This window comes from Tengunoibacter tsumagoiensis (assembly GCF_003967535.1).
Taxonomy (GTDB): Bacteria; Chloroflexota; Ktedonobacteria; order Ktedonobacterales; family Ktedonobacteraceae; genus Tengunoibacter; species Tengunoibacter tsumagoiensis.
The window spans coordinates 2,446,216-2,470,512 of sequence record NZ_BIFR01000001.1; the positions used below are offsets into that span (position 1 = coordinate 2,446,216).

Genomic DNA, 24,297 nt, shown 5'->3' on the forward strand with positions numbered 1-24,297 from the left:
CGATAGTAGAGTGATCAGATGGACGCGTATAGGTTGGGTTTTGCTGACCGGTTTTGTCATACAAGATCCTTTTGTGATCTTTGTATGACAGACTGGTGGAGGCGTCGCGTGGTTAGCCAGGAAGGAGAGGACGATGCCATTTTTTGCGGATATTGATGATACTGAAGGTGATAACGGAGCGCACCTGCATCCGGTAGTGAATGCATTTGCATTTACGAAAGATCATTTAGAACGTGTCGTAGCGTTGAATCTGGTCTGGTCAGTGCAGGTTGTTCCGCTCCTGATCGGGCTGGTATGGGTACAGGGCTGGCTCTGGTTGCGCCTCGTGTTGATGGTAGCTAGTCTGATCTCGATGGCAATAACGGCTGGGGGGCTGTATGGAGTGATCTATCAGATGTACCAGGGAGAGTTTTTGACGAAAGAGCTGGTCATTGATAAGTATCGAGAGCTGACTCGTCCTGGTCTGCGTGCATTACTTCCACTCTATGCTCTCTATGGCCTGTGCCCGGTGCTTATTATCCTGGGTCAGATAAGCCAGGTACTATCAGCACAGATCCTCACCTATTATGCAGCACTGGTCGTGTTTGCCTGTTCAATCTTTTGGGGGCCACTATTTGTGGAAGATCCCCAAAAGCAATCGTGGCAGATTGGATTACGTTCGTTTCGCCTGCTCTGGCGCTATCCAGTAATAATGGCAGGGGTTGGATTGATGGCCCTGATGACGCTCCTCTTTGGTATTGTCTCGGTGGGAGGCTTTCTTTTAATCGCCCCTAGCTTTATTGTAGTCCTGCAGACCTGTTTGTATGGAGACATTGCTACGAAAGAGAGCCGCCGTCGTAGTGCTCATCGTCGTATTACACTGAATAAACAGGCTTCTTCACATATCTGATGCCCTCTCGCAGCGATGTCCTACTACCACAAATCATCATACCCACGGGACCTACCACCAGCTGGGGTAGGTCCCGTGGGTATGATGATTGTAGTCAGACCCCTCTTGTCTCCTTCACCCTGTGCTGTTGAAAGCGCTAAAAGGGTTCCTATTTATAAAGAGTCATCCTGCTTAGGATTAAGTTGGCGTATGAGGTAGAGTATACCGAGCGTTGTAAGAAAGAGAAAAAGAGAAAGCGTGATCCATGCATTTGCCTTGTTGGTAGATGTCACTTCCTCGGGTTGATCAACGATCTCGATATGGTGTACTGGTGCCTGTGCCATCTCTAAATGTGTTCCTTTCTCTGCATCGGCGAGGTGTAGCTCTATAGTAGGAAATCCAGAGCAGGAAATCCAGGCTCGACCTTGCTAGCCAATCCATACTACCATTATAGTCAGAATGGCGGCAACAATCTCTAACTAAGCCAGGACTTTCCTGGTGGTGAAGTCTCAACGAGCGTCAGGCAGATGGGGAGAGTTGCTTGACGGACGGGAGTGGACGCGTTATCATCCATAGCGAAGAACAAATTTAGTTGATAAAGGGAATTCCAACCAATTATGATGAAGCGATTGAGTGGCCGTAGTCTGGCCCATCCTGGTTGTTTAATAGGCATTACACTTGGTCTTACTCTGGGTATCATCCTGGGTGGAGTCCTGGCGGCCTCGTTTAATGTTGCCTTAAGCATTGTGCTCTGGACCTGGTTAGGTCTGACCGTCGCGTTGGGGGCTCTAGGCTGGATCATTGGTTCAATCTCATCATCTCGATTGCCAGCTGTTGAAGAAGAAGGACCCGGCTCTGAGATAGGATAACTCAAGTTTGAACGCATGTTTGGAGAAAAAAACTTTAGGAGACGGCATAAGCGCTGCTGGCACGACTTTAACTTGTTGCGGCTAGCGATTTAGGCAAAAGTATGCTATAGTTGTTCTACTTGCCAACGTTTTCTGTGGGCGGACGTGACGATAAGAGCAATGAAGCTCGACGGCGCAGCTGCGTTTTTGACCCGTATCGCTGTGGCTTTTTCGCAAGCTAGAGAATGATAGTCAATTCGTGTGAGGGTCCAACATGTTTCTTGATCCTCATAGCGCTATTCTATTTCCAGGAGAGTATGTCTGCTCATCTGGCTGAGTGGAAAACCACGAGATACGAAGTTCCCCTTATGTGCTTTTTGTTGATTAGGCGAAGATTGCTGCCACAGCTTGCACTCATTGCGTCTAATTAGCACAATTGAGGAGGCTTCTTGATGCAACACAACGAGTTTCAGAGACCTGTTTCCGTGGATTTTGCGCCCCGTGGGAGTGTCTGTGAATGGTGTGGTAAGCCTGCTGAGCGTCAGCTCACAGCAATCGGGGGGAGCTATCACAACGAGAGCGGAGTATTTTGTCGCCTCTGTGGTGAGCAATTTACTCAGACTGTCATCAATGCTGCTGTTCGTGTATCTAATCTTTTGCCAGATTCCTTGCAAACAGACCTTTAATCGCCCCCCCCCATTTCATCGACAAAGAAACGATTTCGTCCATGGCAAGTAGATGAGAAGCTACCTGCCATGGATGGAGTTTATGCGTAACGCTGCATATATGCTGCGATATCAAACTCTTTTGACTGCTGAACGAGCTGGTGGGCCGCCTGGTCCATCGTTGGACGTTCCTTCTCTTCGTAGAAGATGCCAGTATATTGTTTCTCCGTCTCCATTGCCAGCAACATGGCCTTGCCACGATCAGAGCGATCATGTTCCTCGCTAATGGGCGTAACGGCAGCATCCCAGGCATCAAAGGTATGGTAGAATGTTGGGCATGGGCTCAGGACATGGATAAATGAGAAGCCCTTATGTTGAATGCCTTGCTCAACCAGAGCTGCCAGTTCTTTTGGCCTGGCTGAATAGCCGCGCGCCACAAAACTTACGTTGAGGGAAAGCACCGTTGAGATAGGATTAAACTGTGAAGCCAGGAGCCCATAGGGAGTTGATTTCGTCACATGCCCCTGTGGTGAAGTAGGCGAGGTCTGGCCCTTTGTCAGTCCATAGATCTCGTTGTCCATGACCACCACGGTAATATCGATATTGCGCAGAGCCGCGTGAAGCAGATGTCCTGCCCCAATACTAAAGTAATCTCCATCACCACCAACTGCCAGAACAGTGAGATCCGGGCGAGCCATCTTCAAGCCCTGGGCAACGGGAAGAGCGCGACCATGAACGCTATGAAAGCCAAAGGTCTTCAGGAAGTGAGGGAAACGGCTAGAGCAGCCGATGCCCGAAACCACCACAGTCTGATCAGGAGCAAGTTTCAGCCCGGCCATCCCACGATAGACTGCATTTAGCACCCCAAAATCTCCACAGCCGGGGCACCAGGTAGGTTTTACCTCGCTCTTATAGTCTTTTGGTGTTGGATTGATCAAGGTCTGTGTCATGATTTGCTAACCTCCTCGATAGCTTGTAGGATCTCAGCCGCTGTAAAGGGGATACCACCATACTTATTGACCCTAATGGCCTGGAGTCCAAACTCTGCTCCAAGCAGGTTTGCGAGCTGACCAGAATAGTTGCATTCGGGGACAATAACTTTCTCGACAGAATCGATAAAGGCGCGAATGGTCTGTGCTGGTAGTGGAGAGAGCACACGTGGATGAAGAGCGGCTACTTGATATCCCTGAGCGTTCGCACGATCCACCGCCTCCTGGATAGTCCCCTCGGTCGAGCCCCAACCGATGATCCCAATTCTGGCCTGTGTCGCACCATAGCGTACAGGTTGGGGAAGCTCATTCGCTGCTGTTTTTAGCTTCTGAAAACGTTTCTGCATCATTGCCACATGATCTTCCGGCTCATAGTCGGGATGGCCATGTTCATCGTGTTCAAGCCCGGTTGCCACATAGGATGGCTGGCCTGAACCTGGTATGCTCATGGGCGAGATCCCACTCTCTGTATAGGCATAGCGAGAGTAGCTTTCAGCGCCGACGCCAGCGCCAACCAGTTCATGGCCATTGAGCGTTGTAGCGGCGTTTTTAGCAGCGGGCTCCTGACCTGGTAGGGTATGCACGCGTTTCTCAATCTCAGCGGGCTTAAAGAGTGCACGTTCAACGCTCTCTACGCGAGCCGTCAACGACTGATCGGTCAAGAACAGGACTGGCATCTGGTAGCGTTCGGCCATATTGAAGGCCTGGATAATTAAGTCATAGCAGTCGGCTACGTTAGCAGGAGCGACAACCATACGAGGAGTATCGCCATGGCTAGCATGCAGGGCAAAGCTTAGATCAGACTGCTCCATCTTTGTTGGCATGCCTGTACTGGGGCCAGCGCGTTGGGCATCTACAATCACCACTGGCAGTTCAGCCATCGAAGCCAGGCCAATCAACTCAGTCATCAGTGAAAAGCCAGGGCCAGAGGTTGCCGTCATTGCGCGAGTTCCGCCGAAGGATGCGCCTAGAACAGAGGCCAGGGCAGCAATTTCGTCTTCAGCCTGGAGAAAGGTGCCTCCCACCTGTGGAAGCTCTTTGGCCAGGCCCTCCATAATATCGCTGGCGGGCGTAATTGGATAGCCAGCAAAGTAGCGACACTGGGCGGCCAGAGCCCCTGCCACTACTGCTTGATTTCCATTCAAGACCACACGATCGGCTTTAACCACGGGTCCCAGGAGGAATGGATCAGTTTTTGTGAGAGTTTCATTAACATATGTACGAGCAACTTCCAATGCCAGGAGATTCTTCTCCATCAGATTGGTGTTGGCTTTACGTGATTTTGAGAGCTTTGATTGCACTACCTGGATAATGGCTTCAAGAGGAGGGCCAAAGAGACCACAGATGGCACCCAGCATCACCATATTTTTCGTCTGGAAGAGTTGAATCTCTTTACGGGCGATCTCATTAAATGGGACGGCATACAGAGTACAATCACCAGCCTCGGGCACAAAATCGGAGGGATCGTAGATCAGGACACCACCATGACGCAGTTCAGAGATGTTTCGATCATAGGCCTCTTTATTTAAGCAAATGAGCACATCGGCGGCGTCACCCATAGATTTGACGGGCTGGTCGCTAATACGAACTTGAAACATACAAGGGCCGCCAAGAATCTCAGCGGGAAACGTTCTGAAGGTATAAACATGATACCCCCAGCGGGCAGCGGCAAGGGCTAAAATATCGCCCCCGGAGATCGTGCCTTCTCCTGACTCGCCACCGATACGAATAGTTACTTCATTCATCTTTGAATGCCCCCTTGAAAAAACATCTTATCCGCGTCTGTTAGTGTGAACGATGAAGAACATAACGCGGAACCCTTTTAAAAGAAAGGAATGGGGATAAAAGTCATAAAAATACTAAGCTCTCTTAACCAGAAGAGATAAACTGTCATGACTATGTGTATTATAGCACATAGTCTGGCTGAAAGTGGAAAGATTTGTTGAGATTGTGATAGAAGAGAAGAAAGAGTCACCATGACAAGAAAAGCTATGATTGGCGTGTATTATCATTACGAATGGTTAAATATCGGCTTGTGAGTGAGGGGCCCTTTGTATCAAAAGATGAGCTTTTCGTAGGAGCGATTGAGAAAAAGATGGGAGTGAGCGGCTCAGATCCCGGATGTTGGTGGATAAAACCTCTTCACAAGCCAGAGCGATTGTGGTACAATAAAAGAGTAAGGGCCCATAGCTCAGCGGTTAGAGCAGTCGGCTCATAAGTGCGCTCATGCGCTTACAAGTCCCTTGCCTCAGAAGATGAGGCGGTACAGGGATGAATGTACCTAAAGCGCAACCTTACCTGATGGGGAAACTCAAAGGGGAAACTAGCATGGTTGTAAAAGTCTGTTGCGGGCCTATCAGGAGGACCAATAGGACAGGCAGCTAGGCCGTATATGGTTAAGACTAAACTGTTTGAACCCTAGTCGAGGCGGACTTGTCCGACGTTTCATCGGAACCTGTTATTGCCGATGTGCAAAGATCACCGGGTAAAGTTATGAGACCTGGTGAACATCCCTCTTTGCAGCCGCGCCCAACGAGGGCGGAAACCGACGAACGGGGAACCTAAGTACGGAACAGGAACTTGTAGGAACTTGAGGATCGCCTAAAAGACGAGAGTCTCATGGCGACGGAGCGTCCATAGTACTCAAATGATCGAGGTAATGCTCGATACACGGGGAAGGGACGCAGGAGAAGGCGGAAGCTATGTACCAGGGTGTACCGGATGGTGCATTAGCCCTGGGAAGATGAACCGCATCTCTGGAGAGCCGTGTGCATTGAAAGGTGCATGCACGGTTCGGAGAGGGGCAGTTGGAAACGCACATTGTGATAGGTCGACCACACAATGCGGCGCGCTGGCTATCTACTCTACCTGATTGGTCGTTGGTTCAAATCCAACTGGGCCCATTTCCCACAAAAGAAGGGACCAGTTCTCATTTTTCGTTGAGAACTGGTCCCTTCTTTTATACCCACCCCTCAATGTCGTAGATAAAAAAGTAGGTATTAGTGTGTCTTGCATTTTTTGATGATATTCTTTAACTCGTTTATAGTTAAGGGGTTATCTGGTCTACGATGCAGCATGCGGTGGCAATTTGCACAGAGAACGGCCATATCTTCTTGTGGGTCAACATGTGTTTCTCCTTCATAAGAACTGACGGGCTTTAAGTGATGAACTTCGATGAAGCCTGCACCAAGCTCTCCATACGTCTCTGTGAAGGAGAAGCCACAGATCTGGCAGATGGTGCCATGAAACTTGATCGCATCAGCTCGCAAGCGAGGATTGCGTTCATGCGTGTTGACAAGCCTGGAGATGAGTTTCCCTTCTTTGAGGAGTCCTGGCGTAAAAGATTTTTCTCCAGTCTTTGTTGGAGTTTCTTCCTCAACCTCGATGGCTTCTAGATCCTTCTCTACAGTGAGGAGGAGATCATCGATCTTCTTCAGCACAAATTGTGTGGGGTGTACACCAGAATGACTTTGATAGGAAAAGCGGCCTTCATACTTAAATTTATAGCCAGGCAAGTACTCATCTTTCCGCTTACGATAAAACACAAGTATCTCCAGACCTCTTTTCTTGTGTTCGATAATAAGAGCATCTTTGCCGCCTTGAGGCTGCCCATCCCAGTAAAGCGTATCTCCAACAAGCAGGTCAACAAGTTGCGGTCGGTCTTTTGCTTTCTCTTCAGTAATAAAGAGCCAGATCGATTGGGTACCTTTAGGTTGGAAGATACCAGTATTAATAGTTGCATCTGTAATAGCGAAGATGGTACTCAGATCATTGCGACTGTAGAGATTCCCTTCAGTGAGTTGGGCAGATGTAAACATAGGATTGCGCCTCCCTGCATTGTGAGAGATGAATTCTAGAAAAGTATGTATAGAAGCAGGTAAACGAGCAATCAGCATAGATAGGCATATTTTATCACGTCTGTAAGCATTTTTTGTTGACTATTTTGTTGCTCTGTCTATGGGGAATGCAATGACCATAGATGTCTCTTCCAACGAATAAATCTGGTTTTCTCCTCCTTCCGATGGATGATTCTAGGAGGTGGATCTGGTAGTGTGTGGAGAGGAATGGGAAGGTTTATTAGTTCTATTGGCTGGAAGGATGGTGCGATGATGATAAGATCAACCTCTTCGTCTCATGAACTGGGGTTTGGTGGGACTCCCTGGTGGCTGGCGCTCCTAGAGGGAGTTGCTCTCTTAATCATTGGACTTCTGCTCTTGTTCTCGCCTGGCCTCACTCTTCTCGTGCTGGTCCAGACGGTTGGTTTCTACTGGCTGATTAGCGGCATTCTTGCCCTGGTAAGTCTGTTTGTCGATCAGACGTTTTGGGGCTTGAAATTGTTTGCGGGCATTTTAGGGATCCTGGCTGGCTTTGCAGTCATTCGCAACCCACTGTGGAGCCTTGTTCTTCTTCCAACGCTTTTAATCCTCTTATTGGGCATTCAAGGCCTGATTAATGGAGTATTAAAGCTGTGGCATGCCTTTCAGGGTGGTGGTATTGGGATGGGAGTGCTAGGCGGAGTCAATATCATTTTTGGTCTGATCCTGGTGCTGCGACCTCTCATTGCGCTGGCCGTCTTCCCTTATGTTCTTGGCGTCTTTGCTGTTGTTGGTGGCATACTGGCTATTGCAGCGGCGTTTCGTGTGCGTAGTGCCTATGTTTCGACCGCAGATCAGTATACGCCTCACTCCCCATTCTTATCCTGACACAGTTGCTAGCGATGTTTGGAGAAGAAGGTCCTGCTGGGGAGCAGGACCCTTCCTCTCCAAGCATCAGCAGATTCTTTATCCGTGAATGTTCAACACAATGCAAAAGATCCTCCTTTTGGTTGATCTCTTCATGTTGTCTTTCTCCATATACTTTCTCTACTCTATGATGGCTTTAGAGCGTGTTGTGGCTGCGTTATAGTTAGAAAGGAGAGGGCTGTATGGCATCTCTCTTTGGTTCTCCTCCTTCAGGTAAGCCCTCGGATATAGCGCAATGGGTCCGGCGTTTTTTGATTGTCATGACCTTGTTGGGGGGTGTCGCTCTGCTGGGGGTTGTGGCCTGGTTTTTCTCGCGGATTGCTCATGCTCTCTTGATTTTTATTGTTTCAATGCTTCTGGCGTATGTTATCTATCCCCTGGTAGGGCTCCTTAAGCGCTTCCTTCCGACATTTGTGGCTATTTTTCTCACTTATATTGTCGTATTTGGCCTCTTATTGTTTTTTCTGTATGTTGTTGGATTGACTGCTTTTGGTCAGCTCCTGGGGCTTGTAACGAGTATTCAGCAGTATCTGCCTCAGTTTTTTGGCAATATACAGCCAGCTCTCCGCTATCTTCAGCGCATTGGGATCACCTCTGACGATCTGAAAAGTTCGGGCCAGCAGATTCTCAACTACTTTCTCCACCTTGTAGGAGATATCCAGCCTCTCTTAGTTAATCTGTTCACCCTTTTCTTAGATTCGATTCTCGTCACCACATTGAGCATTTATTTTGTGATTGATGGTCCACGTTTTTTAAACTGGTTGCGTACAAGGACTCCCAGGGCTAATCGAGAATCAATCAGTTTCTTTGTACAGACCTTAGATCGAACGATGGGCGGCTTTATTCGGGGTCAACTCTTTCTGGGAACATTGATGAGCGGCTTGATCGGACTCGGGCTCTTCTTTCTGGGCGTTCCCTATGCAGTACTGCTGGCATTGGTCGTGTTTGTGTTAGAGTTTATCCCCCAGATTGGCCCTTATATTTCAGGGACAATCATTGTCGTAGTGGCCCTTGTTACTCGAGGTTGGCAGATTGGCTTGACTGTAGCTATCATGAGCTCTTTTGTTCAGGCCATTCTGGATGGACAGATTTTAGCACCTCGCATTATTGGCCATGCCGTTGGACTGAATCCGATTATCTCGATTCTGGCGCTATTAGTCGGTACAGATCTATTTGGATTGGCAGGAGCCTTTTTTTCGGCCCCGGTCGCAGGCATTCTTCAGATTTTTGTCGGTGCAGCCTATTATTCCTGGAAGCAAGAACACCCCGAACAGTTTGCAGAAGAAGCGCCAGAGAAAGCGACTGAATCTTCCTCTTAGTGGCCGTGACAAGTAAAACCCGCCGCAAGCAGTTGCGGTCTGAACCCATACAGTAATGCGAGTTTCTTCTGGCTTCAGCCCCATATTGTTTTTTGCTGATTTTTCACATAATTGACAAATGAGACACTATTTGCTATCCTGAAAAATAAAAATGGCGAATATGTTCTCTTTCTCTATCGAAAGGATTCTCAGGCATGGCAAAGGTGACGATCACGTTGAGGCAAAAGTTCACCTGTCAGTCGAACCATCTGGAATGGTTTGCTGCTAATCAGGCGTTATTTAACCGTGTCGTGAACTTTTACTTTGACGTAATCAATGCTCATGAGAACCTGCTCCAGCTTTCGAACAAAGATGCATTACCGGCACTGGAAAAGCTGACGCATCACACGAAGGTGAATACAGACCCGATCATGCCTCTATGCGAGATCGCACAGGATATCCCTTCGAGACATCTACTCTGAAGGTTGCATACCCCGGAGTGGAAGAAGCCGCCGCGCTTTGATCGCGTGCGAAGTATCATAAATTATATGATAATATGTTAGTTGGCGATACAGTTCCGATGTCACTGTCTTGCAAGATCTCTTTCTGGGAGGGCCTGGACAGTGAACTGTGTTGATGGCCTGGTCGAAAATCAGTGTTGATAAGTGCCAACTGTCGTAGGAGGAAGATTAGCTCATGGTCAATTACATCTGGGTGCCTGTTATAGTGAGCCTTCTGGCAGTTCTTTTTGCCATCTATCTGGTAAGGTATGTGTTGCAAAAAGATAGGGGAACGCCGGGAATGCAGAAGATCGCGAATGCTATTTTTGCAGGAGCGACAGCTTTTTTACATCGACAATATCGAACAATTGCGCTTTTAGCGCTTGTAGCTGCCATCGTCGTAGGGATTGTCCTGGCGCTATTGGGTCAGGGATCACAGGCAGATAAGATCAATCTGGCCTGGCATACGGCATCTGCGTTTCTCGTTGGAGCCTTTTGTTCTGGCGTCTCAGGGTATATTGGAATGTACGTCGCAGTACAATCCAACAGTCGAACGGCCAGTGCTGCAACACGCAGTCTTGGCGAGGCACTGGTTGTAGCTTTACGAGGTGGCGCGGTCTCAGGTTTTCTTGTCGTGGCACTCTCTCTCCTGGGCGTCACGCTCCTGTTTATGCTCTTTGGCGGTTTTACCAATCCGGATCTCGCGCCCTCTTTATTGGTTGGATTTGGGTTTGGTGCCAGTTTTGTGGCTCTTTTTGCCCAGCTTGGCGGTGGTATCTACACGAAAGCGGCTGATGTTGGAGCTGACCTTGTTGGGAAAGTCGAAGCCAGTATTCCTGAGGATGATCCTCGTAATCCGGCGGTTATTGCCGACCTGGTGGGAGATAATGTCGGTGATTGTGCTGGACGTGGTGCAGACCTTTTCGAATCTACAGCAGCAGAGAATATAGGCACGATGATTCTGGGCGCAACCCTCTACCTTGCCACGCGCAATATAGGTTGGATGCTTTTCCCACTGGTCTTAGGAGCGTTTGGTATTATTGCTTCTTCAGTGGGTGTTCTCTCCATTCGTCCTCAGCGTGTCATTGAGCCCGAGCAAGCTGCTGGCCGTGATCCGAGTGAGATTGCAATGCAGCAATTGAACCTTGGCTACTATATCACCTGTGCTATCTCCGTGGTTGGCATCTTTCTTGGATGCTATCTCTTACTGGGGAACACTATTCCAGGGAACTACGGGATTCCTGGCTGGCTCTGGTATAGTTTTGCAGGGTGTACAGGAATTGTCTTGAGTATTGCCTTTGTGTTTATCACGCAGTATTACACTGCCGGAACGTGGCGACCGGTGCGTGAGATCGCCGAATCGTCCCTTACTGGCCCTGCGACCACGATCCTGAGTGGAATTACCATTGGGTTTGAGTGTGTCGTCATGCCAGTCTTCGCAATCTGTATTGCCCTGGGATTCTCGTATTTTTGCGGTAGCCAGGTCCAGATTCCCAATACCTTGCATACAGGTGAGATCAATCTTGGAGGCATCTTTGGGACCGCAGTTGCAACGGTAGGAATGCTGATGAGCTGTGCGTATGTCCTGGCAATGGATACGTTTGGGCCGATTACAGATAACGCAGGTGGTATCAGTGAGATGGGAGGTCAGGCTGAGTCTGTACGCGCGGTAACCGATGCCCTTGATAGTGTTGGGAATACGACAAAAGCTCTAACCAAGGGATATGGACTGGGTTCAGCCGCTCTGGCAGCTTTCTTGCTCTTTAGTGCCTATCTAGATGTCTTGTATGGTTTCAACCACAATGCAAGCGTCTACAGCGTCAATCTGGCCAATATTGCAATCTTTATTGCAGCTTTGATTGGGATTACACTCATCTTCTTCTTCTGCTCACTGGCCATTCGTGCAGTAGGAACGGCGGCCAAGCGTATGATTGAAGAGGTTCGACGCCAATTTGAAGAGAATCCCAACATCATGGCGGAAGATCCAGCGCAGCGTGTTGATCCAGATTATGCTCGTTGTGTGGATATCAGTACAAATGGAGCTCTCAGAGCCATGATTTTGCCTGGAGCAATTGCCGTTTTCACGCCCATTCTGGTTGGCGTTATCCTGGGGCCTCAGGCTGCCGCTGGTATGTTAATGGTCAGTACCATGGGAGGTATTGTGATGGCTCTCTTCCTCAATAATGGTGGGGGAGCCTGGGATAATGCGAAAAAGTATATAGAGGCGGGTTTCTTGCGGGTTGATGTCAAAGGATTGGTCGTGGGACGCGATGACCCTCAGGGAATTGTACTTGGAAAGAAGAGCGAAGCCCATAAAGCCAGCGTTATTGGCGATACCGTTGGTGATCCCTTCAAGGATACTGCTGGCCCCTCACTCCATGTCTTGATCAAGTTATTGAGTACCATCACCCTGGTGCTCGCCCCCCTTTATTACTTCTTGCACCACTAAGTTCATCTTCTCAGAAGGCAAGAGAGCGGCGGCATCACAAAGTGGTGCCGCCGTCTGCTGTATTGAAGCTGCCTTCTTGTTACAGAGAGGTCTGCTCTTTGGTAATAACTTCGTCTACCAGACCATATTCGACGGCCTGTTCGGCACTCAGATAGTAGTTGCGATCTGAGTCCTGTTTGATGCGCTCAATGGGTTGACCAGTGTGTTTGGCAAGAATATCGTAGAGCGATTGGCGTAAACGGAGAATCTCGCGAGCAGTGATCTCAATATCGGTCGCCTGACCCTCGGCACCACCAAGTGGCTGATGGATCAGAATGGTAGAGTTGGCCAGCGTATAGCGCTTATCTTTGGCGCCAGCCGCCAGGATCACAGCTCCCATGCTCATGGCCATTCCCATACAGATTGTTGAGACATCTGGACGGAGATATTGCATAGTATCATAGATAGCCAGACCGGAATAGATAACGCCGCCGGGGCTATTGATATACATGCTAATATCTTTGGTGGCATCCTCACTCTGCAAATAGAGGAGCTGACCAACAACGCTATTGGCCACCATATCATTGATGGGGGTACCAATAAAGATGATGCGCTCTTTTAAGAGGCGAGAGAAAAGGTCCTGGCCAATCGTGCCACGAGCGGAGGTCTCCACCACTTGAGGAATAATACCTCGAGGCTCCAGGAACTCGCGCGACTCTTTGATCCATTTTGGATCACGTGGGTTGAAATTTGTCATCAATATCGACTCCTGATCAAGGGAAACTTTGTTGAATCTAGTTCTTAAAGTATACAACTTTTTTGAACTGTTCTGCATAGCAAGTTCCATTGATGGAGTTGGAGTTATGTGAGATGGTTCAGGCTTGTCTCGGCCAGAGGGATCTTGAACCAGAACGTTGAGCCTTGTCCCAACTTGCTTGTCAGGCCCACTTGACCACGATGCTGTTTAATAATCTGAGCACTAATATGCAGCCCCAGCCCCAGCCCAACCTCGCTTCCGTTGAAGGTAAATGTATTGGGAATACGGTAGTAGCGCTCCCAGATTTTTTGCTGCTCGCGAGCAGCAATACCAGGTCCATAGTCCTGTACTGCGATACAGGCCATCTTTCCATCTTCAGAAAGGGTAATATCAATGGGCTGATGAAGCTCTGAATATTTATGGGCATTAGAGAGATAGTGAATAATCACCTGTTTAATGCGATTGACATCGGCCAGGATAAAGATATTCTGTTCTGCGGGCAGATGAGTGTGAATAGTTCGCTCGGGCTGGCAATAATGTGGATTGGTAAGCACCTCATTCACAAGCTCTGTAAGCTCTCCCACCTCAAAGAGCAGATCCATAGTATTATTGGAGATTTTAGAGCTTTCCAGAAGATTGTTGACAAATTGGGTGAGCCGATTGATCTGTATATCTGTACGTTCTAACAACTCTCGTGCCTCAGTGAGCGCCTGATTGATCTCGGTTGGCCGTTCTGAGAGCCGATTGGTACTGAGCCGGCGACGGAGCAACTGAATGTTCCCTTTAATGCTTGTCAGAGGAGTCTTGATATCATGCCCGACAGTACTTACAAATTCACTTATGCGCAATTGCGATTCTTGACGGGCGATCGTACGCATTTTTAGCTCGGTTTTTTTGTTCATAAACAACTCTTGTCCAAGCAACATGATGAGAAGCTTTAGACACACCTTAAAGAAGCGCCATGTCAGTTTCCTCAATTGTGAGAAGAAAATTCGCATAATTCCACCAATACCCCACATAAAGTAATCGATCACAGTAGTAAAAGTTGTTAAAGGTATGTTTTGTTTTGCCTTTCTTATGATACGTACCATCGTTGTCAAGTCGAGACATTGTCAGGTAAAAGTAGCCCTATGAAAACGCCTGGAGGAGAGAGCCTTTATTGAGAGAGAAGACTTATGAGATAAAGAGATCAGGTACCTTTTCTTTCACCGTTTACAGAGCGGATAGACGAAGACGATGATTTTGTTTTGTCATTAGAGCATGTTCACCGCTCTCCACAATCATAAATCGATAAAATTCGAACTGGTGGGAAAGAAAGTTGTAATCTGGTTGAGATAAAAAAACATCTTGTAGTAGATCTTGCTGATCACCACTGCTTTCGCATATAATCAAGGTAGGTGCGCAATGTAAAGTTGAGGTAATGGGATGCGAGTAGTACAGACGAGATTTCCACGAGGGAAAGTGGTAAGAGAGCGCTATACGGTAGAGGAGCTACTCGGCCAGGGTGGTTTTGGGGCTGTGTATCGGGTAAGGGATCGGCGGGTAAAAGGCAATCTCTTTGCCCTGAAAGAAGTGGTCGAGCCCAATGTGCATCAGCGGGCTAGCTTTGCCTTCGAAGGCGAGATTTTAAGACGTTTAGACCATTCGGCTCTCCCTCATGTCTATCGTGTGTTTGAGGATACAAAAAATAATCGTCTGTACATGTTAATGGACTATATCGATGGTCCAAATCTAGAGCATCTGCGTCAGCGTCAACCGTTGCAGCGTTTCTCATTTTCCCAGGTTATGCAGCTCATGGCCCCGATTATTGAAGCCGTGAAGTATTTGCATGCCCAGCAGCCACCGATTATTCATCGTGATATCAAGCCGTCAAATATTATTGTTCCGCTCGTCAATGAAGCAGGGGCAGTGCTTGTTGATTTTGGTATCGCGAAGGAATATGATCAGGATTCCACAACGACTGCCATTCGGCACTGCTCTCCTGGTTATGGTGCTCCTGAACAGTATGTTCATGGGACCAGCACACAGACCGATATTTATGGACTGGGGGCGACCTTTTACGCGCTTTTAACGGGAGTCGTTCCTATTGATGCTTTGTATCGAATTACCCGTCTGAGTGGTCGTGGCGCGGATCCTCTTGATCTGGCGACGGCTGTGGTACCTACGTTGCCCCCGGCTGTTGCGGAGATCCTTCAGCGTGCGATGGCTGTAAATAGCCAGGATCGTTTTGCGACGGTAGAGGAGTTCTGGGACGCCCTTCAGAATGTGCCTCATCTTCCGTTAGTACCTAAAGAGGACCCCATTACCGATCCTGGCCTTGATCTTGAGCTTGAAACTCAGGCTCATTCTCTTGAACAGAGCGATATCTTGTCTTTGATTGCTTCGCCCACTTGTGCTCCTGCAACGCCTTTGTCACTTCCACCCTTGCTTGTTCGGCCCTCTCGCCCACGCGGTCAGGTTGTGTTACGAACGACATCGCTCATTGCAATGATGCTGGTCGTGATGCTTGTTGCTTTAAGTCTAGGGCTTGCTCTGGGGACAAATGCGTGGTGGGACAAACATCATTTGCAAGTTTCACGTGCTCCAGTCTCTGTCCCTACCCATTCCTCGTCTTCCTCACCGCTGTTGAAGCAGCCATCTCCTGCTCTCACTCCATCTCCGCCTGCTTCAGACCAGACGGTCTACCCTCAGTTACAGACAAGCTATTATGGAAATATTCATGATGCACCAGCGGCCAGTGATTCAACGATGGCTCTTTCGCTGATTCAACAGAGTGGTTCGCTCATCAGCGGATATTTCTCTGCGGGACTCAATCTGATGAGTGATGGGAAATTCACTGGCACTGTCGGAAATGACCGGAAGATTCAATTTCGTGTGTCGATACAAAATACCATGCTTCCACTTGTCTTTGCGGGGCGGATTCAAGCGGATGGAAGTATCAGCGGTGCGTATTGTAGCATGGAGAATAATCATTGCAATTATACGAAAGGGGGCTATGGCAACTGGAGCGTCTCCCCCTGAATACTCTCCGTCGGATGTTCTTCTCTTCCTACCTGCTCGAATGCTGAAACTGCATAGAGCTTCCACCCGTGTTGTTCTATAGTACGTATAAGATGAGACTTCTCCTATTGGGTCTGTCTCCGTTATGTTTGCGAAAAACCAGGAAAAGCTTTTTGACTTTTAACCATAAAAAATGATATTGATGAGGTTTGAGAACGTGCAAGATGTCAAAATGACGCTACAGAATGGTAGTGTAGTGCAGGGACGCTACCGTGTGGAAGAGCTCTTGGGCAAAGGGGGCTTTGGAGCTGTCTATCTTGTACGAGATACACGGCTCGAGGGCAATGTTTTTGCTCTGAAAGAGATTGTTGATGCCAGTCAGAGGGAACGGGAGAGCTTTACTTTAGAAGGCGAGCTGTTAAAGCGCCTGAATCATCCCTCTTTACCGGCGGTTTATCGGACATTTGAGGATGAGAAGAGGCGTCGGGCCTATATTCTGATGGATTATATTGCGGGCCCGAACCTTGAGATTGTGCGAAAAGAGATGCCCGAGCATCGTTTATCCCTCTCAATGGTCATGGGAACGATGGCTCCGATTATTGAGGCCGTCTCTTATCTGCACCATCTCGAGCCCCCCATTGTTCACAGAGATATTAAGCCTTCGAATATTATTATTCCTGGTACTGGTGAGGGGGCAGTACTGGTTGATTTTGGCATTGCCAAAGAATACGATATGGATGCTACAACGACTGCGATTCGGCGTTGTTCTCCTGGATATGGTGCTCCAGAGCAGTATGCCAGCGGTACAAATCCTCAGACGGATCTGTATGGTCTGGCCGCTACGTTCTATACGCTGTTAACGGGAGAGGTTCCGATTGATGCACTCTATCGGATGACGCAGATAGGGAGCAAACGCGGTGATCCATTGCAACCAGTGCATGAAATTATGCCGGATATTCCGCTGTTTGTGTCGGATGCTCTCCAACGCGCACTCTCTATTCGCAGTGAGGATCGCTTTGCCACTGTTGAAGAGTTCTGGCAAGCATTGCAGGAAAAGACTATCGAGCGTATCCCTCTTACACCCGCTGTGGCTCCTCTTGCCTTTCCTGCGCAGACGCAGAAACGTGATCTTCCAGTTACGACTATTATTACCCGGCGTGCTACAGAGGTTATACCTGTGCGTCGAGGAAAGCAATCACGTATGCTATTGATCCTACTTGCATGTCTGGCATTGCTTGCTCTGCTAAGTGGACTGGTCTGGGGGAGAGGATTACTCTTTTCTGGGATGAGCGCGCCGCAAAAGGGGACAGCAGTTGTCAGTGCGCCATCTCCTCATCGAACAAGTACAGCGGGAACAAAAACGCCTGAGAGTAAGCCTACGGCTATTCCTACCAGCGTTCCTACAAATACCCCTTCTGTAGAGCCAACCACGGTTCCAACGACTGTTCCTACAGCCGTCCCAACCGCCGTTCCCACCACGCCACCAGCAAGCTATCCCATTCTGGCTGGAGGATATGGAGGGACGATCAATGATCGTTATACCGATCCTGCGACCAGTGTGAGCATGGCTTTGCAGAATGTTCAGCAGCAGAGTGGCACGCTAAGCGGGTATCTCCTCCTGGGCAATGGTCTTCTCGGCAGCAGCAATTTTACAGGGACAGTGGGGAGCGACAATTCAATCAGTTTTACCGTTCCCAGTCCTGGCTCTGGCCTGTTGCCCCTTCTGTTTCAGGGGAGCGTTCAGAGTGATCGCAGCATCTCAGGAACCTATTGTAGCTATCGAGGGCAGGGCCAGTGCGATAAGAGCGCAGGTGGTTGGGGAGATTGGACCGTCAGGCCAACGGCGTAAGCTTCTTCTCAATACTTTTGCCAGAGCAGATTGAAGCCGTTCTTTATTGCCTATCGTAGTATACATATTGTTGTACGAAAAAATTCGCTAAATGAAATAACAGATGAACGTGAAAATAGAAGAAGAGGTGTTGTATGTGGCCGTTTAATCAGAATAATCAACCGATGTATCAGCAGTATGCCAATTCCTGGGACCAGGGAAACTACCATCAGATTCCTCATCAGGAGGCCTGGCAGAATTACAATCAATTCATCCAGAATGCGCCCCCTCAGATGGTTGATCAGGTGCATCAACAATATTATCAACAGATGCCTCAGGAACAACGTGGTGGGCTACTTCAAAGTATTATGAATGGCCTGACCCAGCGTGGCATTGATCCCCGGCAGTCAGGAATTCAGAATACGGATCCATATGCTATGTCACCAGTAGATGCCTCACGTTTAACGGGTTATGCTCAGCAACAGCAGCCGGATATTCTGCACCAGATCTTTTCGCCAGGGGGAGCATTAGGAAGCCCGATCGCCAAAATGGCTGTCGCAGGGATTGCAGCTCTGGCGGCTAAGCAGATTTTGGGTGGTGGTGGCTTTGGTGGAGGTGGAAACCTCGGTGGCAATAATCGAGGCGGTCTCTTATAGCCATCAAATAATGCGATAACATGAGGCATCCGCAACAATGCCATCAGACTCATAGAATGTGGTCTTGTGCCCAATATTTGTCAATAAATAGTTGGACACAAGACCACATTCTATGAGTCTCTTTTTTTTGGTGCATACCTGGTCCATGCAAGGAGCCCTGTTTCCCAACCAGAGAGAGGTTACTAGTGCTCTATCGCCCAGTGGTGATTTGTGATATACTCCCCTTTGCCGCAAAGATGGTACTAGAGTAGCTACGATAAGAAATTGTGCAGCAAGAACTGCATTAGGGATGTGTCATGTTATACGATCATACGAAAATTTTTGTGAAGGCTGGCGATGGCGGAGATGGCTCAATGCATTTTCGTCGCGAAAAATTCGCTCCCTTTGGCGGGCCTGACGGCGGCGATGGTGGCCGCGGTGGGAGCGTCTACTTTGAAGCCACGAATAATCTGAATACATTGATTGATTATCGCTATCGTCACCAGTTTAAGGCTGAGCCAGGCGAGCCAGGTGTACGACAGAAAATGCACGGAGCCAAAGGCGAGGATGTGATCTTAATGGTTCCTTGTGGCACGATTATTCGTGATGCTGAGAACAATGAAGTTATTGCCGATATGCTGGACCCGGGCCAGCGGGTGATGGTTGCACGTGGTGGACGTGGCGGACTTGGGAATACACACTTTGCGACCTCGACACGCCAGTCGCCCAAAGAGTCCCAGAAGGGTGAACCAGGTCAAGAACGTACTATCACACTTGAGTTGCGGATGATCGCCGACGTTGGTCTGGTTGGATATCCGAATGCCGGTAAATCGACGCTGCTCTCAGTTGTGACGGCTGCTCGTCCCAAAATTGCTGATTATCCATTTACGACCCTGGCACCGAATCTGGGTGTTGTTGAGGTGGGCCAGCCTCGCCGTGGTGATGGGTATAGCTTTGTCCTGGCCGATATTCCTGGCTTGATTGAGGGGGCTGCACAGGGCGTTGGATTGGGACACGAATTTCTTCGCCATGTGCAGAGAACGCGCCTGTTGATCCATATGGTTGATGGGGCTGTACAAGAGCGTGATCCCTGGGAAGATTTCCTGACAATCAATCGTGAGTTACGTGAATACGATGAAAAGTTAGGTCAACGTCCACAGATTGTCGTGCTTAATAAGATGGATACTGCTGAAGCTCAGGCGCTCTGGCCAGACTTTAAACAGAAGGTAGAGGCCGCTGGCTATCCTGCCTTTGCGATCTCTGCGGTCATTCATCAAGATGTAGATGAACTGATGGCAGAGACCTCTCGGCGTTTGCAGGAGATTCAGAGAGAAGAGGCCGAACGAGCTGCTGCGGAGCCCGTCATCTCACCTGACGGTCCCGTATTGCGCCCGGTGGCCGATGATGCCTTCACGGTTAGTAAGGAAGATGGTGTGTATGTTGTACGTGGCAAGCGTGTTGAGCGCATGGTGGGTATGACGAACCAGGATAGTGAAGAGGGTATGGATCGTATGCAGGTCATGCTTGAGAAGATGGGCGTGACGAAAGCCCTGGAGCAGGCAGGCGTTAAGGTTGGTGATACCGTCCGCTTTGGCCGTGTTGAACTCTTCTGGGGTGAGTAGCCTTTCCCACACTGATAAGCCAGAATGGGTCCGGCAGATGGTAGCGATCGATTGCTACCATCTGCCGGACCCATTCTGGCTTAACTTGAATCTCGCCGTTTAAGTCTACCTACGAAAGAATGAGAGCAGATACGGTCAGAACGCTTTCTTTCAACTTACAAGCTTCTGTTCCAGAAATGATTTATAAAGGCCGGCTGTTTGCTACTCTTGACGTTGGGGTAGGGGTGTGCTATGCTTTAATACGCTTAATTATCAATGAAAAAGGTAAGATTGCCTCCAGACTCAACCTTTCGCCGAGTAGACGTTCATGAAAGGGTTTCACCGCCCCTGCATGAAACCTTTATTTTCAGAAGAGATTCACAGCACACAGAAGAGCGGGAATAAGACAGATATCATGGGTGAAACAGTAACAATATTATTTAATTCGCGCACTGATGGCACATATGAAGTGCAGGTGAAAGAAAGCTGGTCAGGCAACACCGTCTCTGGTGAGTTTCTCCCTCCCTATTCAAGTAAGCAGGTCAGTGCTCTCCAGAAGAAGCTCAACGGTCTCGATAGCCGGGACTCGGAGCTACGTGATATCGGTCGACGCCTGTATGGAGCCTTGTGCGGTAATGATCCTAAGCATCTGGAGGCTACTCATCCTCCTGTCCAGACTCTTTTGCACAGTGTGATACATCGTACGTTAAAGCGGCGCGGGACAGTGGCGTTAACGCTCTGTTTTGGTCCTGGTTGTGAAGAGTTTGTGCGCTATCCCTGGGAGCTTTTGCATAATGGAGATCATTTTCTCCTTGTCTCTGGTATCTTTACGCTGAGCCGTGCGCTGCTGCGTCCAGATCTGCCAGGAGGCTGTGAGCTTCCAGTTCATCCTCCCTTTCGGGTCCTTTATATCTCCGCATCACCACATGATTGTGCCCCATTGGAGACAGAGCGTAGTTTTGCTGCAATGGAAGAGGCATTGAGTCCGCTGATTGAGAGTGGGCAGATCTTCCTTGATCGTTTAGAGCCAGCTACCTTTAGTCAACTGGTGCGTTATTTGAATCTTTATGGTGGCGCAGGAATGCTGGATGATAGCGATACGACGATTCCCTGCTATGTTGTGCATTTTGATGGGCATGGAGCATATGGGAAGCTTTGCCCGCGTGATGATTGTCGAACCATGAATGGACCAGATATACGCCTGTGTGCACATTGTGGCGCTGGTTTAACCAGGATTAAAGCTCAGACCTATCTCTGTTTTTGCGATGAGGATGGTTCAAAACGTTTTATTGATACCCAATCTCTGCGTGGCCTCTTTTTGAGTAGCGATGTGCGCCTTGCAGTATTTGCTGCCTGTGAGACAGCGACCTTTACGGAGAGACGAAAAGGGCCATCACAGGCACATGCGGCTGTTGATGCGACATTGGCCACAGCTCTTGTGACAGCCCAGGTTCCTGCGGTTGTAGCAATGCCATTCTCCTTGCAGGATGATCTGAGTCCAACGTTTATGTATCATTTTTATGAAGCTCTTGCTGAGGGGCGAACGCTTGAGGAGGCTCTTTCGCGAGCCCGGCAAGCCCTTCTTCCAATGCAACAGAAGAGCTGGTTTATCCCTGTGCTTTATCGTCATGTTACTGATGGTGATGAGGGACCAGCGCCCCTGATTATGACGGGGGATACTATCGGCGATCATGGTCATCCTCTCGTCCATCTGGGCCCTCCAGCTACATTTGTTGGACGTGGAAGAGAATTAAAAGAGCTCAATGATCTGGTATTGGCAGCTACAGGTGAGAAGCGATCGGAGCGCTCTAGTAGACCTCGGACGGCCTTTACCCATCATATTGCGATTACAGGTTCTGGTGGCATTGGCAAAAGTGCTCTGGCCCTTGAGATTGTACGACGTAATCGCGAGAAATTTCAGGGTGGTATTATGGGCCTCTCCCTTCAGGATGGCAAATCATTTGCTGATGGACTGGGAGAACTGATCACTACTCTGCGCATCCCAGTGCGCAATCTTCCAACTGTTGATGTCAAACAACGGGTGCGACTGGTTCAAGGGACTCTACGTTCTCTTGCCAGTCGTGAGCTCTCCAGCCTTTTATTAATTGATGGTTTTGAAGAGATTAGCGAGCGAGCAGAGCTAGAGCGCTGGCTCCAATTTCTAGCAGGGCTGCCTCAGGAAGTTGTGGTCATGGTTACCTCTCGCTCGAACCCTGAACATATGCTGGTCGTGGATGGCCCGCACTGCCGCTGGTATGAATATCGTGTTGGCAAGATGGCGGAGTCTGATCTCCTCAATCTGTTTACTGAGCTTGCAGCAGCCAGTGGCCTGGATCAACGTATCCATCTAGATGATCCTCATCAACAGCGAGTTATGCGCGAGATCTGTCAATTATTAGATGGCTATCCTTTAGGTGCTGAGCTGATCTTTGGGACTGCTCGCTCAATAGGCGGAACAGTCTATGCCCCAGAGGCTTCTACACGATCATTAGAAGAGGTACGTGACGAGTTGAGAGAGAGCCCGCTTGCAGGTATCCTCGCAGTGCTAGAGGTCTCCTATCGACGTTTGAAGCCTGCTGCCGCTCTCCTGCTCTCGTATCTCTCGGCCTTTAAGTTGCCTTTTAATCGAGAACAGATCCTCCTCCTCGTGACTGCGGCGCAGCAACATCTTCAATCACCCCAGTTGTCGAGGGAGACTGAGCCCTCATCATCTGGCCAGCAACTGGCTCAAGAACTTGTGAAGGACTGGCGTGCTGCTCGCGATGAGCTTGTACAGGCATCATTTATGCAATTTGATGGACGTGGCTATGTTATTCACCCTCAGGTTGCTCACTTTGCTCTTGCCCATCTGCCTGCCAATGAGCGGCGGCGCGTCCATCGTGTTGTGGCAGAGTATTATAGTCATCTGCCTCAGCCCAGACCTGAAGAATGGTTTGCCTCATTTGAGCATCTGGAGGCTGCAGGAGATTCTCAGGATCTTCGTGAGGCCAGTAATGTGGCGGTGCGTGCTTCGTGGGTCCTGGCCGGCAGAGGGTATACCCTTGAATTGCAGCAATTGTTGCGTCGGGCTGCGGTTCATGCATCACGCCTTAAAGAGAGGGCATTGGAGGGGCGAATTCAATGTCGTTTAGGAGCCATTTTGCGGCAGATGGGTCAGTATGCCGAGGCCAATGCCTGTCTGCATGGGAGCCTGAGTCTGTTAAAGCAGCAAGAAGAATGTGCCGATGTCCCCTGGACCCTCTATGAGCTAGCAAGGCTCCAATTAGAGGAAGGGAATCTTCAGCAAGCCAGGAAGTATGTACAGGAGGGCCAGCGGCTTTTCCATGAGATGGCAAATAGCAAGGGCGAGGGCTGGTGCCAGATAGTGCTTGCGGAGATTCAGCAGGAATGTGCCGATTATGTAGGAGCTCTGGAGCTATTAGAGCAGGCATTGCTCAACTTCTTGCAGGAAAGCGAAGGGGTTGGTCTGGCTACGGCCTGGTTAGAGAGAGGCCGTATCTTTACCGCTCAGGGCAGATATGAAGAAGCTATACAAGAATATCATGAGGCACAGGCTATTTTTACTGAACAAGGCCTGATGAGTTCTCAGGCCTGGGTACAGGTACAGCAGAGCATTGCGTACCTGGCTTTAGCTCAACGAGAGTCTGCGGAAAAGCTAGTGCGGGAGGCCCTGACGCTGTTTCGTGAACAGAAGTTTCCGTTAGGGATTGCTTACTCGCTTGGTGTAATGGGAGCGATTCTAGTGCAGCGCTCTGACCTGATGACCGCTCGTGCCTGTTACGAGGAAGCCAGAGCTCTTTTTAGTGCTTCTGGTAATCGCATTGCGCTGGCCTGGATAGGAAACGCACAGGGGGAATTGGAACTGGCAGAAGGCGAAGCGCTAGAGGCCAGGAACTGTTATGAGCAGGCTCGGCTTCTGGCGCAAGAGCATGGTGCGCTCCGGTTAGTCTGTGATGCCTTTGTTGGTCTGGGTGATGTTGCACAGGAAATGCATGCGACAGAAGAGGCCGATGGTTATTATCAGCAAGCGGCAGAGATAGCTACAGAGCTCAAACTGCCGCTTAAGAACAGAAATTTTTTGCAGAGCCAGATGGCAACAGCTCCCAAGCCAGCCCGAAGCGTCGAGACATAGTGAGAA

At 49.2% G+C, this 24,297-nt stretch carries 18 protein-coding genes; 12 read left to right on the top strand and 6 right to left on the bottom strand.

Annotation, left to right across the window (positions count from 1 at the left end; all coding sequences use genetic code 11):
* The first annotated feature begins 133 nt into the window (after positions 1–133).
* The gene (locus EL628_RS09595; RefSeq protein ID WP_126579733.1) at positions 134–889 is read left to right on the top strand and encodes a hypothetical protein; all 756 of its coding nucleotides are present in this window, start codon (positions 134–136) and stop codon (positions 887–889) included.
* Between the two features lie 152 nt (positions 890–1,041).
* Here the strand turns inward: EL628_RS09595 and EL628_RS29775 are convergent, their stop codons facing one another.
* The gene (locus EL628_RS29775; RefSeq protein WP_161975379.1) at positions 1,042–1,212 is read right to left on the bottom strand and encodes a hypothetical protein; all 171 of its coding nucleotides are present in this window, start codon (positions 1,210–1,212) and stop codon (positions 1,042–1,044) included.
* 273 nt (positions 1,213–1,485) lie between these two features.
* Here EL628_RS29775 and EL628_RS09600 point away from each other — a divergent pair, with 273 nt between their 5' ends.
* Both EL628_RS09600 and EL628_RS09605 read left to right on the top strand, forming a co-directional pair.
* Positions 1,486–1,737, top strand: a complete 252-nt coding sequence (locus tag EL628_RS09600) for a hypothetical protein (protein ID WP_126579734.1) — start codon at positions 1,486–1,488, stop codon at positions 1,735–1,737.
* Positions 1,738–2,168: 431 nt separating this feature from the next.
* Positions 2,169–2,402 (top strand): hypothetical protein, encoded by a 234-nt coding sequence (locus EL628_RS09605; RefSeq protein WP_126579735.1) that lies wholly within the window; start codon positions 2,169–2,171, stop codon positions 2,400–2,402.
* 80 nt (positions 2,403–2,482) lie between these two features.
* On the opposite strand, the gene EL628_RS09610 is transcribed toward EL628_RS09605, so the two are convergent.
* The 3 genes from EL628_RS09610 to EL628_RS09620 form a co-directional block, all read right to left on the bottom strand.
* Positions 2,483–3,331 carry a 2-oxoacid:ferredoxin oxidoreductase subunit beta gene (locus EL628_RS09610; RefSeq protein ID WP_126579736.1) on the bottom strand — a complete coding sequence of 283 codons (849 nt, stop codon included), beginning with the start codon at positions 3,329–3,331 and terminating at the stop codon, positions 2,483–2,485.
* Positions 3,328–5,115, bottom strand: coding sequence for a 2-oxoacid:acceptor oxidoreductase subunit alpha (locus tag EL628_RS09615; protein WP_126579737.1), 1,788 nt, complete (start codon positions 5,113–5,115; stop codon positions 3,328–3,330). Before EL628_RS09615 ends, EL628_RS09610 begins: the two co-directional genes overlap by 4 nt.
* Before the next feature lie 1,254 nt (positions 5,116–6,369).
* Positions 6,370–7,188 carry an HNH endonuclease gene (locus EL628_RS09620; RefSeq protein ID WP_161975380.1) on the bottom strand — a complete coding sequence of 273 codons (819 nt, stop codon included), beginning with the start codon at positions 7,186–7,188 and terminating at the stop codon, positions 6,370–6,372.
* Between the two features lie 288 nt (positions 7,189–7,476).
* Between EL628_RS09620 and EL628_RS09625 the strand changes: the two genes are divergently transcribed.
* The 4 genes from EL628_RS09625 (at position 7,477) to EL628_RS09640 (ending at position 12,359) form a co-directional block, all read left to right on the top strand.
* Positions 7,477–8,073, top strand: coding sequence for an HdeD family acid-resistance protein (locus EL628_RS09625; protein WP_161975381.1), 597 nt, complete (start codon positions 7,477–7,479; stop codon positions 8,071–8,073).
* A 221-nt stretch (positions 8,074–8,294) separates the two neighbouring features.
* Positions 8,295–9,431 (top strand): AI-2E family transporter, encoded by a 1,137-nt coding sequence (locus tag EL628_RS09630; protein WP_126579740.1) that lies wholly within the window; start codon positions 8,295–8,297, stop codon positions 9,429–9,431.
* Positions 9,432–9,625: 194 nt separating this feature from the next.
* Positions 9,626–9,892 (top strand): hypothetical protein, encoded by a 267-nt coding sequence (locus EL628_RS09635; protein ID WP_126579741.1) that lies wholly within the window; start codon positions 9,626–9,628, stop codon positions 9,890–9,892.
* Positions 9,893–10,106: 214 nt separating this feature from the next.
* Positions 10,107–12,359 carry a sodium-translocating pyrophosphatase gene (locus tag EL628_RS09640; RefSeq protein ID WP_126579742.1) on the top strand — a complete coding sequence of 751 codons (2,253 nt, stop codon included), beginning with the start codon at positions 10,107–10,109 and terminating at the stop codon, positions 12,357–12,359.
* A gap of 79 nt (positions 12,360–12,438) precedes the next feature.
* Here EL628_RS09640 and EL628_RS09645 read toward each other — a convergent pair whose 3' ends face one another.
* A complete protein-coding gene (locus tag EL628_RS09645; RefSeq protein ID WP_126579743.1) occupies positions 12,439–13,095 on the bottom strand; it encodes an ATP-dependent Clp protease proteolytic subunit in 657 nt (218 codons plus the stop codon).
* A 104-nt stretch (positions 13,096–13,199) separates the two neighbouring features.
* Positions 13,200–13,997: a sensor histidine kinase gene (locus tag EL628_RS09650; protein WP_161975382.1), complete on the bottom strand. Its 798-nt coding sequence runs from the start codon at positions 13,995–13,997 to the stop codon at positions 13,200–13,202.
* Between the two features lie 523 nt (positions 13,998–14,520).
* Between EL628_RS09650 and EL628_RS09655 the strand changes: the two genes are divergently transcribed.
* The 5 genes from EL628_RS09655 to EL628_RS09675 all read left to right on the top strand — a co-directional run bounded on the left by EL628_RS09655 (position 14,521) and on the right by EL628_RS09675 (position 24,291).
* Positions 14,521–16,116: a serine/threonine protein kinase gene (locus tag EL628_RS09655; protein ID WP_126579745.1), complete on the top strand. Its 1,596-nt coding sequence runs from the start codon at positions 14,521–14,523 to the stop codon at positions 16,114–16,116.
* Positions 16,117–16,312: 196 nt separating this feature from the next.
* Positions 16,313–17,944 carry a serine/threonine protein kinase gene (locus EL628_RS09660; protein ID WP_161975383.1) on the top strand — a complete coding sequence of 544 codons (1,632 nt, stop codon included), beginning with the start codon at positions 16,313–16,315 and terminating at the stop codon, positions 17,942–17,944.
* A gap of 134 nt (positions 17,945–18,078) precedes the next feature.
* Positions 18,079–18,579 carry a hypothetical protein gene (locus EL628_RS09665; RefSeq protein WP_126579747.1) on the top strand — a complete coding sequence of 167 codons (501 nt, stop codon included), beginning with the start codon at positions 18,079–18,081 and terminating at the stop codon, positions 18,577–18,579.
* Positions 18,580–18,875: 296 nt separating this feature from the next.
* Positions 18,876–20,180, top strand: a complete 1,305-nt coding sequence (obgE, locus tag EL628_RS09670; RefSeq protein WP_126579748.1) for a GTPase ObgE — start codon at positions 18,876–18,878, stop codon at positions 20,178–20,180.
* Between the two features lie 331 nt (positions 20,181–20,511).
* Positions 20,512–24,291, top strand: a complete 3,780-nt coding sequence (locus tag EL628_RS09675; protein WP_161975384.1) for a tetratricopeptide repeat protein — start codon at positions 20,512–20,514, stop codon at positions 24,289–24,291.
* Positions 24,292–24,297 lie beyond the last annotated feature (6 nt).

Bases quoted from the DNA above. Each gene is read 5' to 3' on its own strand.
- EL628_RS09595 (WP_126579733.1), top strand. From the start codon at position 134: ATGCCATTTTTTGCGGATATTGATGATACTGAAGGTGATAACGGAGCG.
- EL628_RS09635 (WP_126579741.1), top strand. From the start codon at position 9,626: ATGGCAAAGGTGACGATCACGTTGAGGCAAAAGTTCACCTGTCAGTCG.
- EL628_RS09625 (WP_161975381.1), top strand. From the start codon at position 7,477: ATGATGATAAGATCAACCTCTTCGTCTCATGAACTGGGGTTTGGTGGG.
- EL628_RS09610 (WP_126579736.1), bottom strand. From the start codon at position 3,331: ATGACACAGACCTTGATCAATCCAACACCAAAAGACTATAAGAGCGAG.
- EL628_RS09675 (WP_161975384.1), top strand. From the start codon at position 20,512: ATGAAACCTTTATTTTCAGAAGAGATTCACAGCACACAGAAGAGCGGG.
- EL628_RS29775 (WP_161975379.1), bottom strand. From the start codon at position 1,212: ATGGCACAGGCACCAGTACACCATATCGAGATCGTTGATCAACCCGAG.
- EL628_RS09650 (WP_161975382.1), bottom strand. From the start codon at position 13,997: ATGAACAAAAAAACCGAGCTAAAAATGCGTACGATCGCCCGTCAAGAA.
- EL628_RS09620 (WP_161975380.1), bottom strand. From the start codon at position 7,188: ATGTTTACATCTGCCCAACTCACTGAAGGGAATCTCTACAGTCGCAAT.
- EL628_RS09640 (WP_126579742.1), top strand. From the start codon at position 10,107: ATGGTCAATTACATCTGGGTGCCTGTTATAGTGAGCCTTCTGGCAGTT.
- EL628_RS09605 (WP_126579735.1), top strand. From the start codon at position 2,169: ATGCAACACAACGAGTTTCAGAGACCTGTTTCCGTGGATTTTGCGCCC.
- EL628_RS09645 (WP_126579743.1), bottom strand. From the start codon at position 13,095: ATGACAAATTTCAACCCACGTGATCCAAAATGGATCAAAGAGTCGCGC.
- EL628_RS09665 (WP_126579747.1), top strand. From the start codon at position 18,079: ATGTGGCCGTTTAATCAGAATAATCAACCGATGTATCAGCAGTATGCC.
- EL628_RS09630 (WP_126579740.1), top strand. From the start codon at position 8,295: ATGGCATCTCTCTTTGGTTCTCCTCCTTCAGGTAAGCCCTCGGATATA.
- EL628_RS09655 (WP_126579745.1), top strand. From the start codon at position 14,521: ATGCGAGTAGTACAGACGAGATTTCCACGAGGGAAAGTGGTAAGAGAG.
- obgE (WP_126579748.1), top strand. From the start codon at position 18,876: ATGTTATACGATCATACGAAAATTTTTGTGAAGGCTGGCGATGGCGGA.
- EL628_RS09600 (WP_126579734.1), top strand. From the start codon at position 1,486: ATGATGAAGCGATTGAGTGGCCGTAGTCTGGCCCATCCTGGTTGTTTA.
- EL628_RS09615 (WP_126579737.1), bottom strand. From the start codon at position 5,115: ATGAATGAAGTAACTATTCGTATCGGTGGCGAGTCAGGAGAAGGCACG.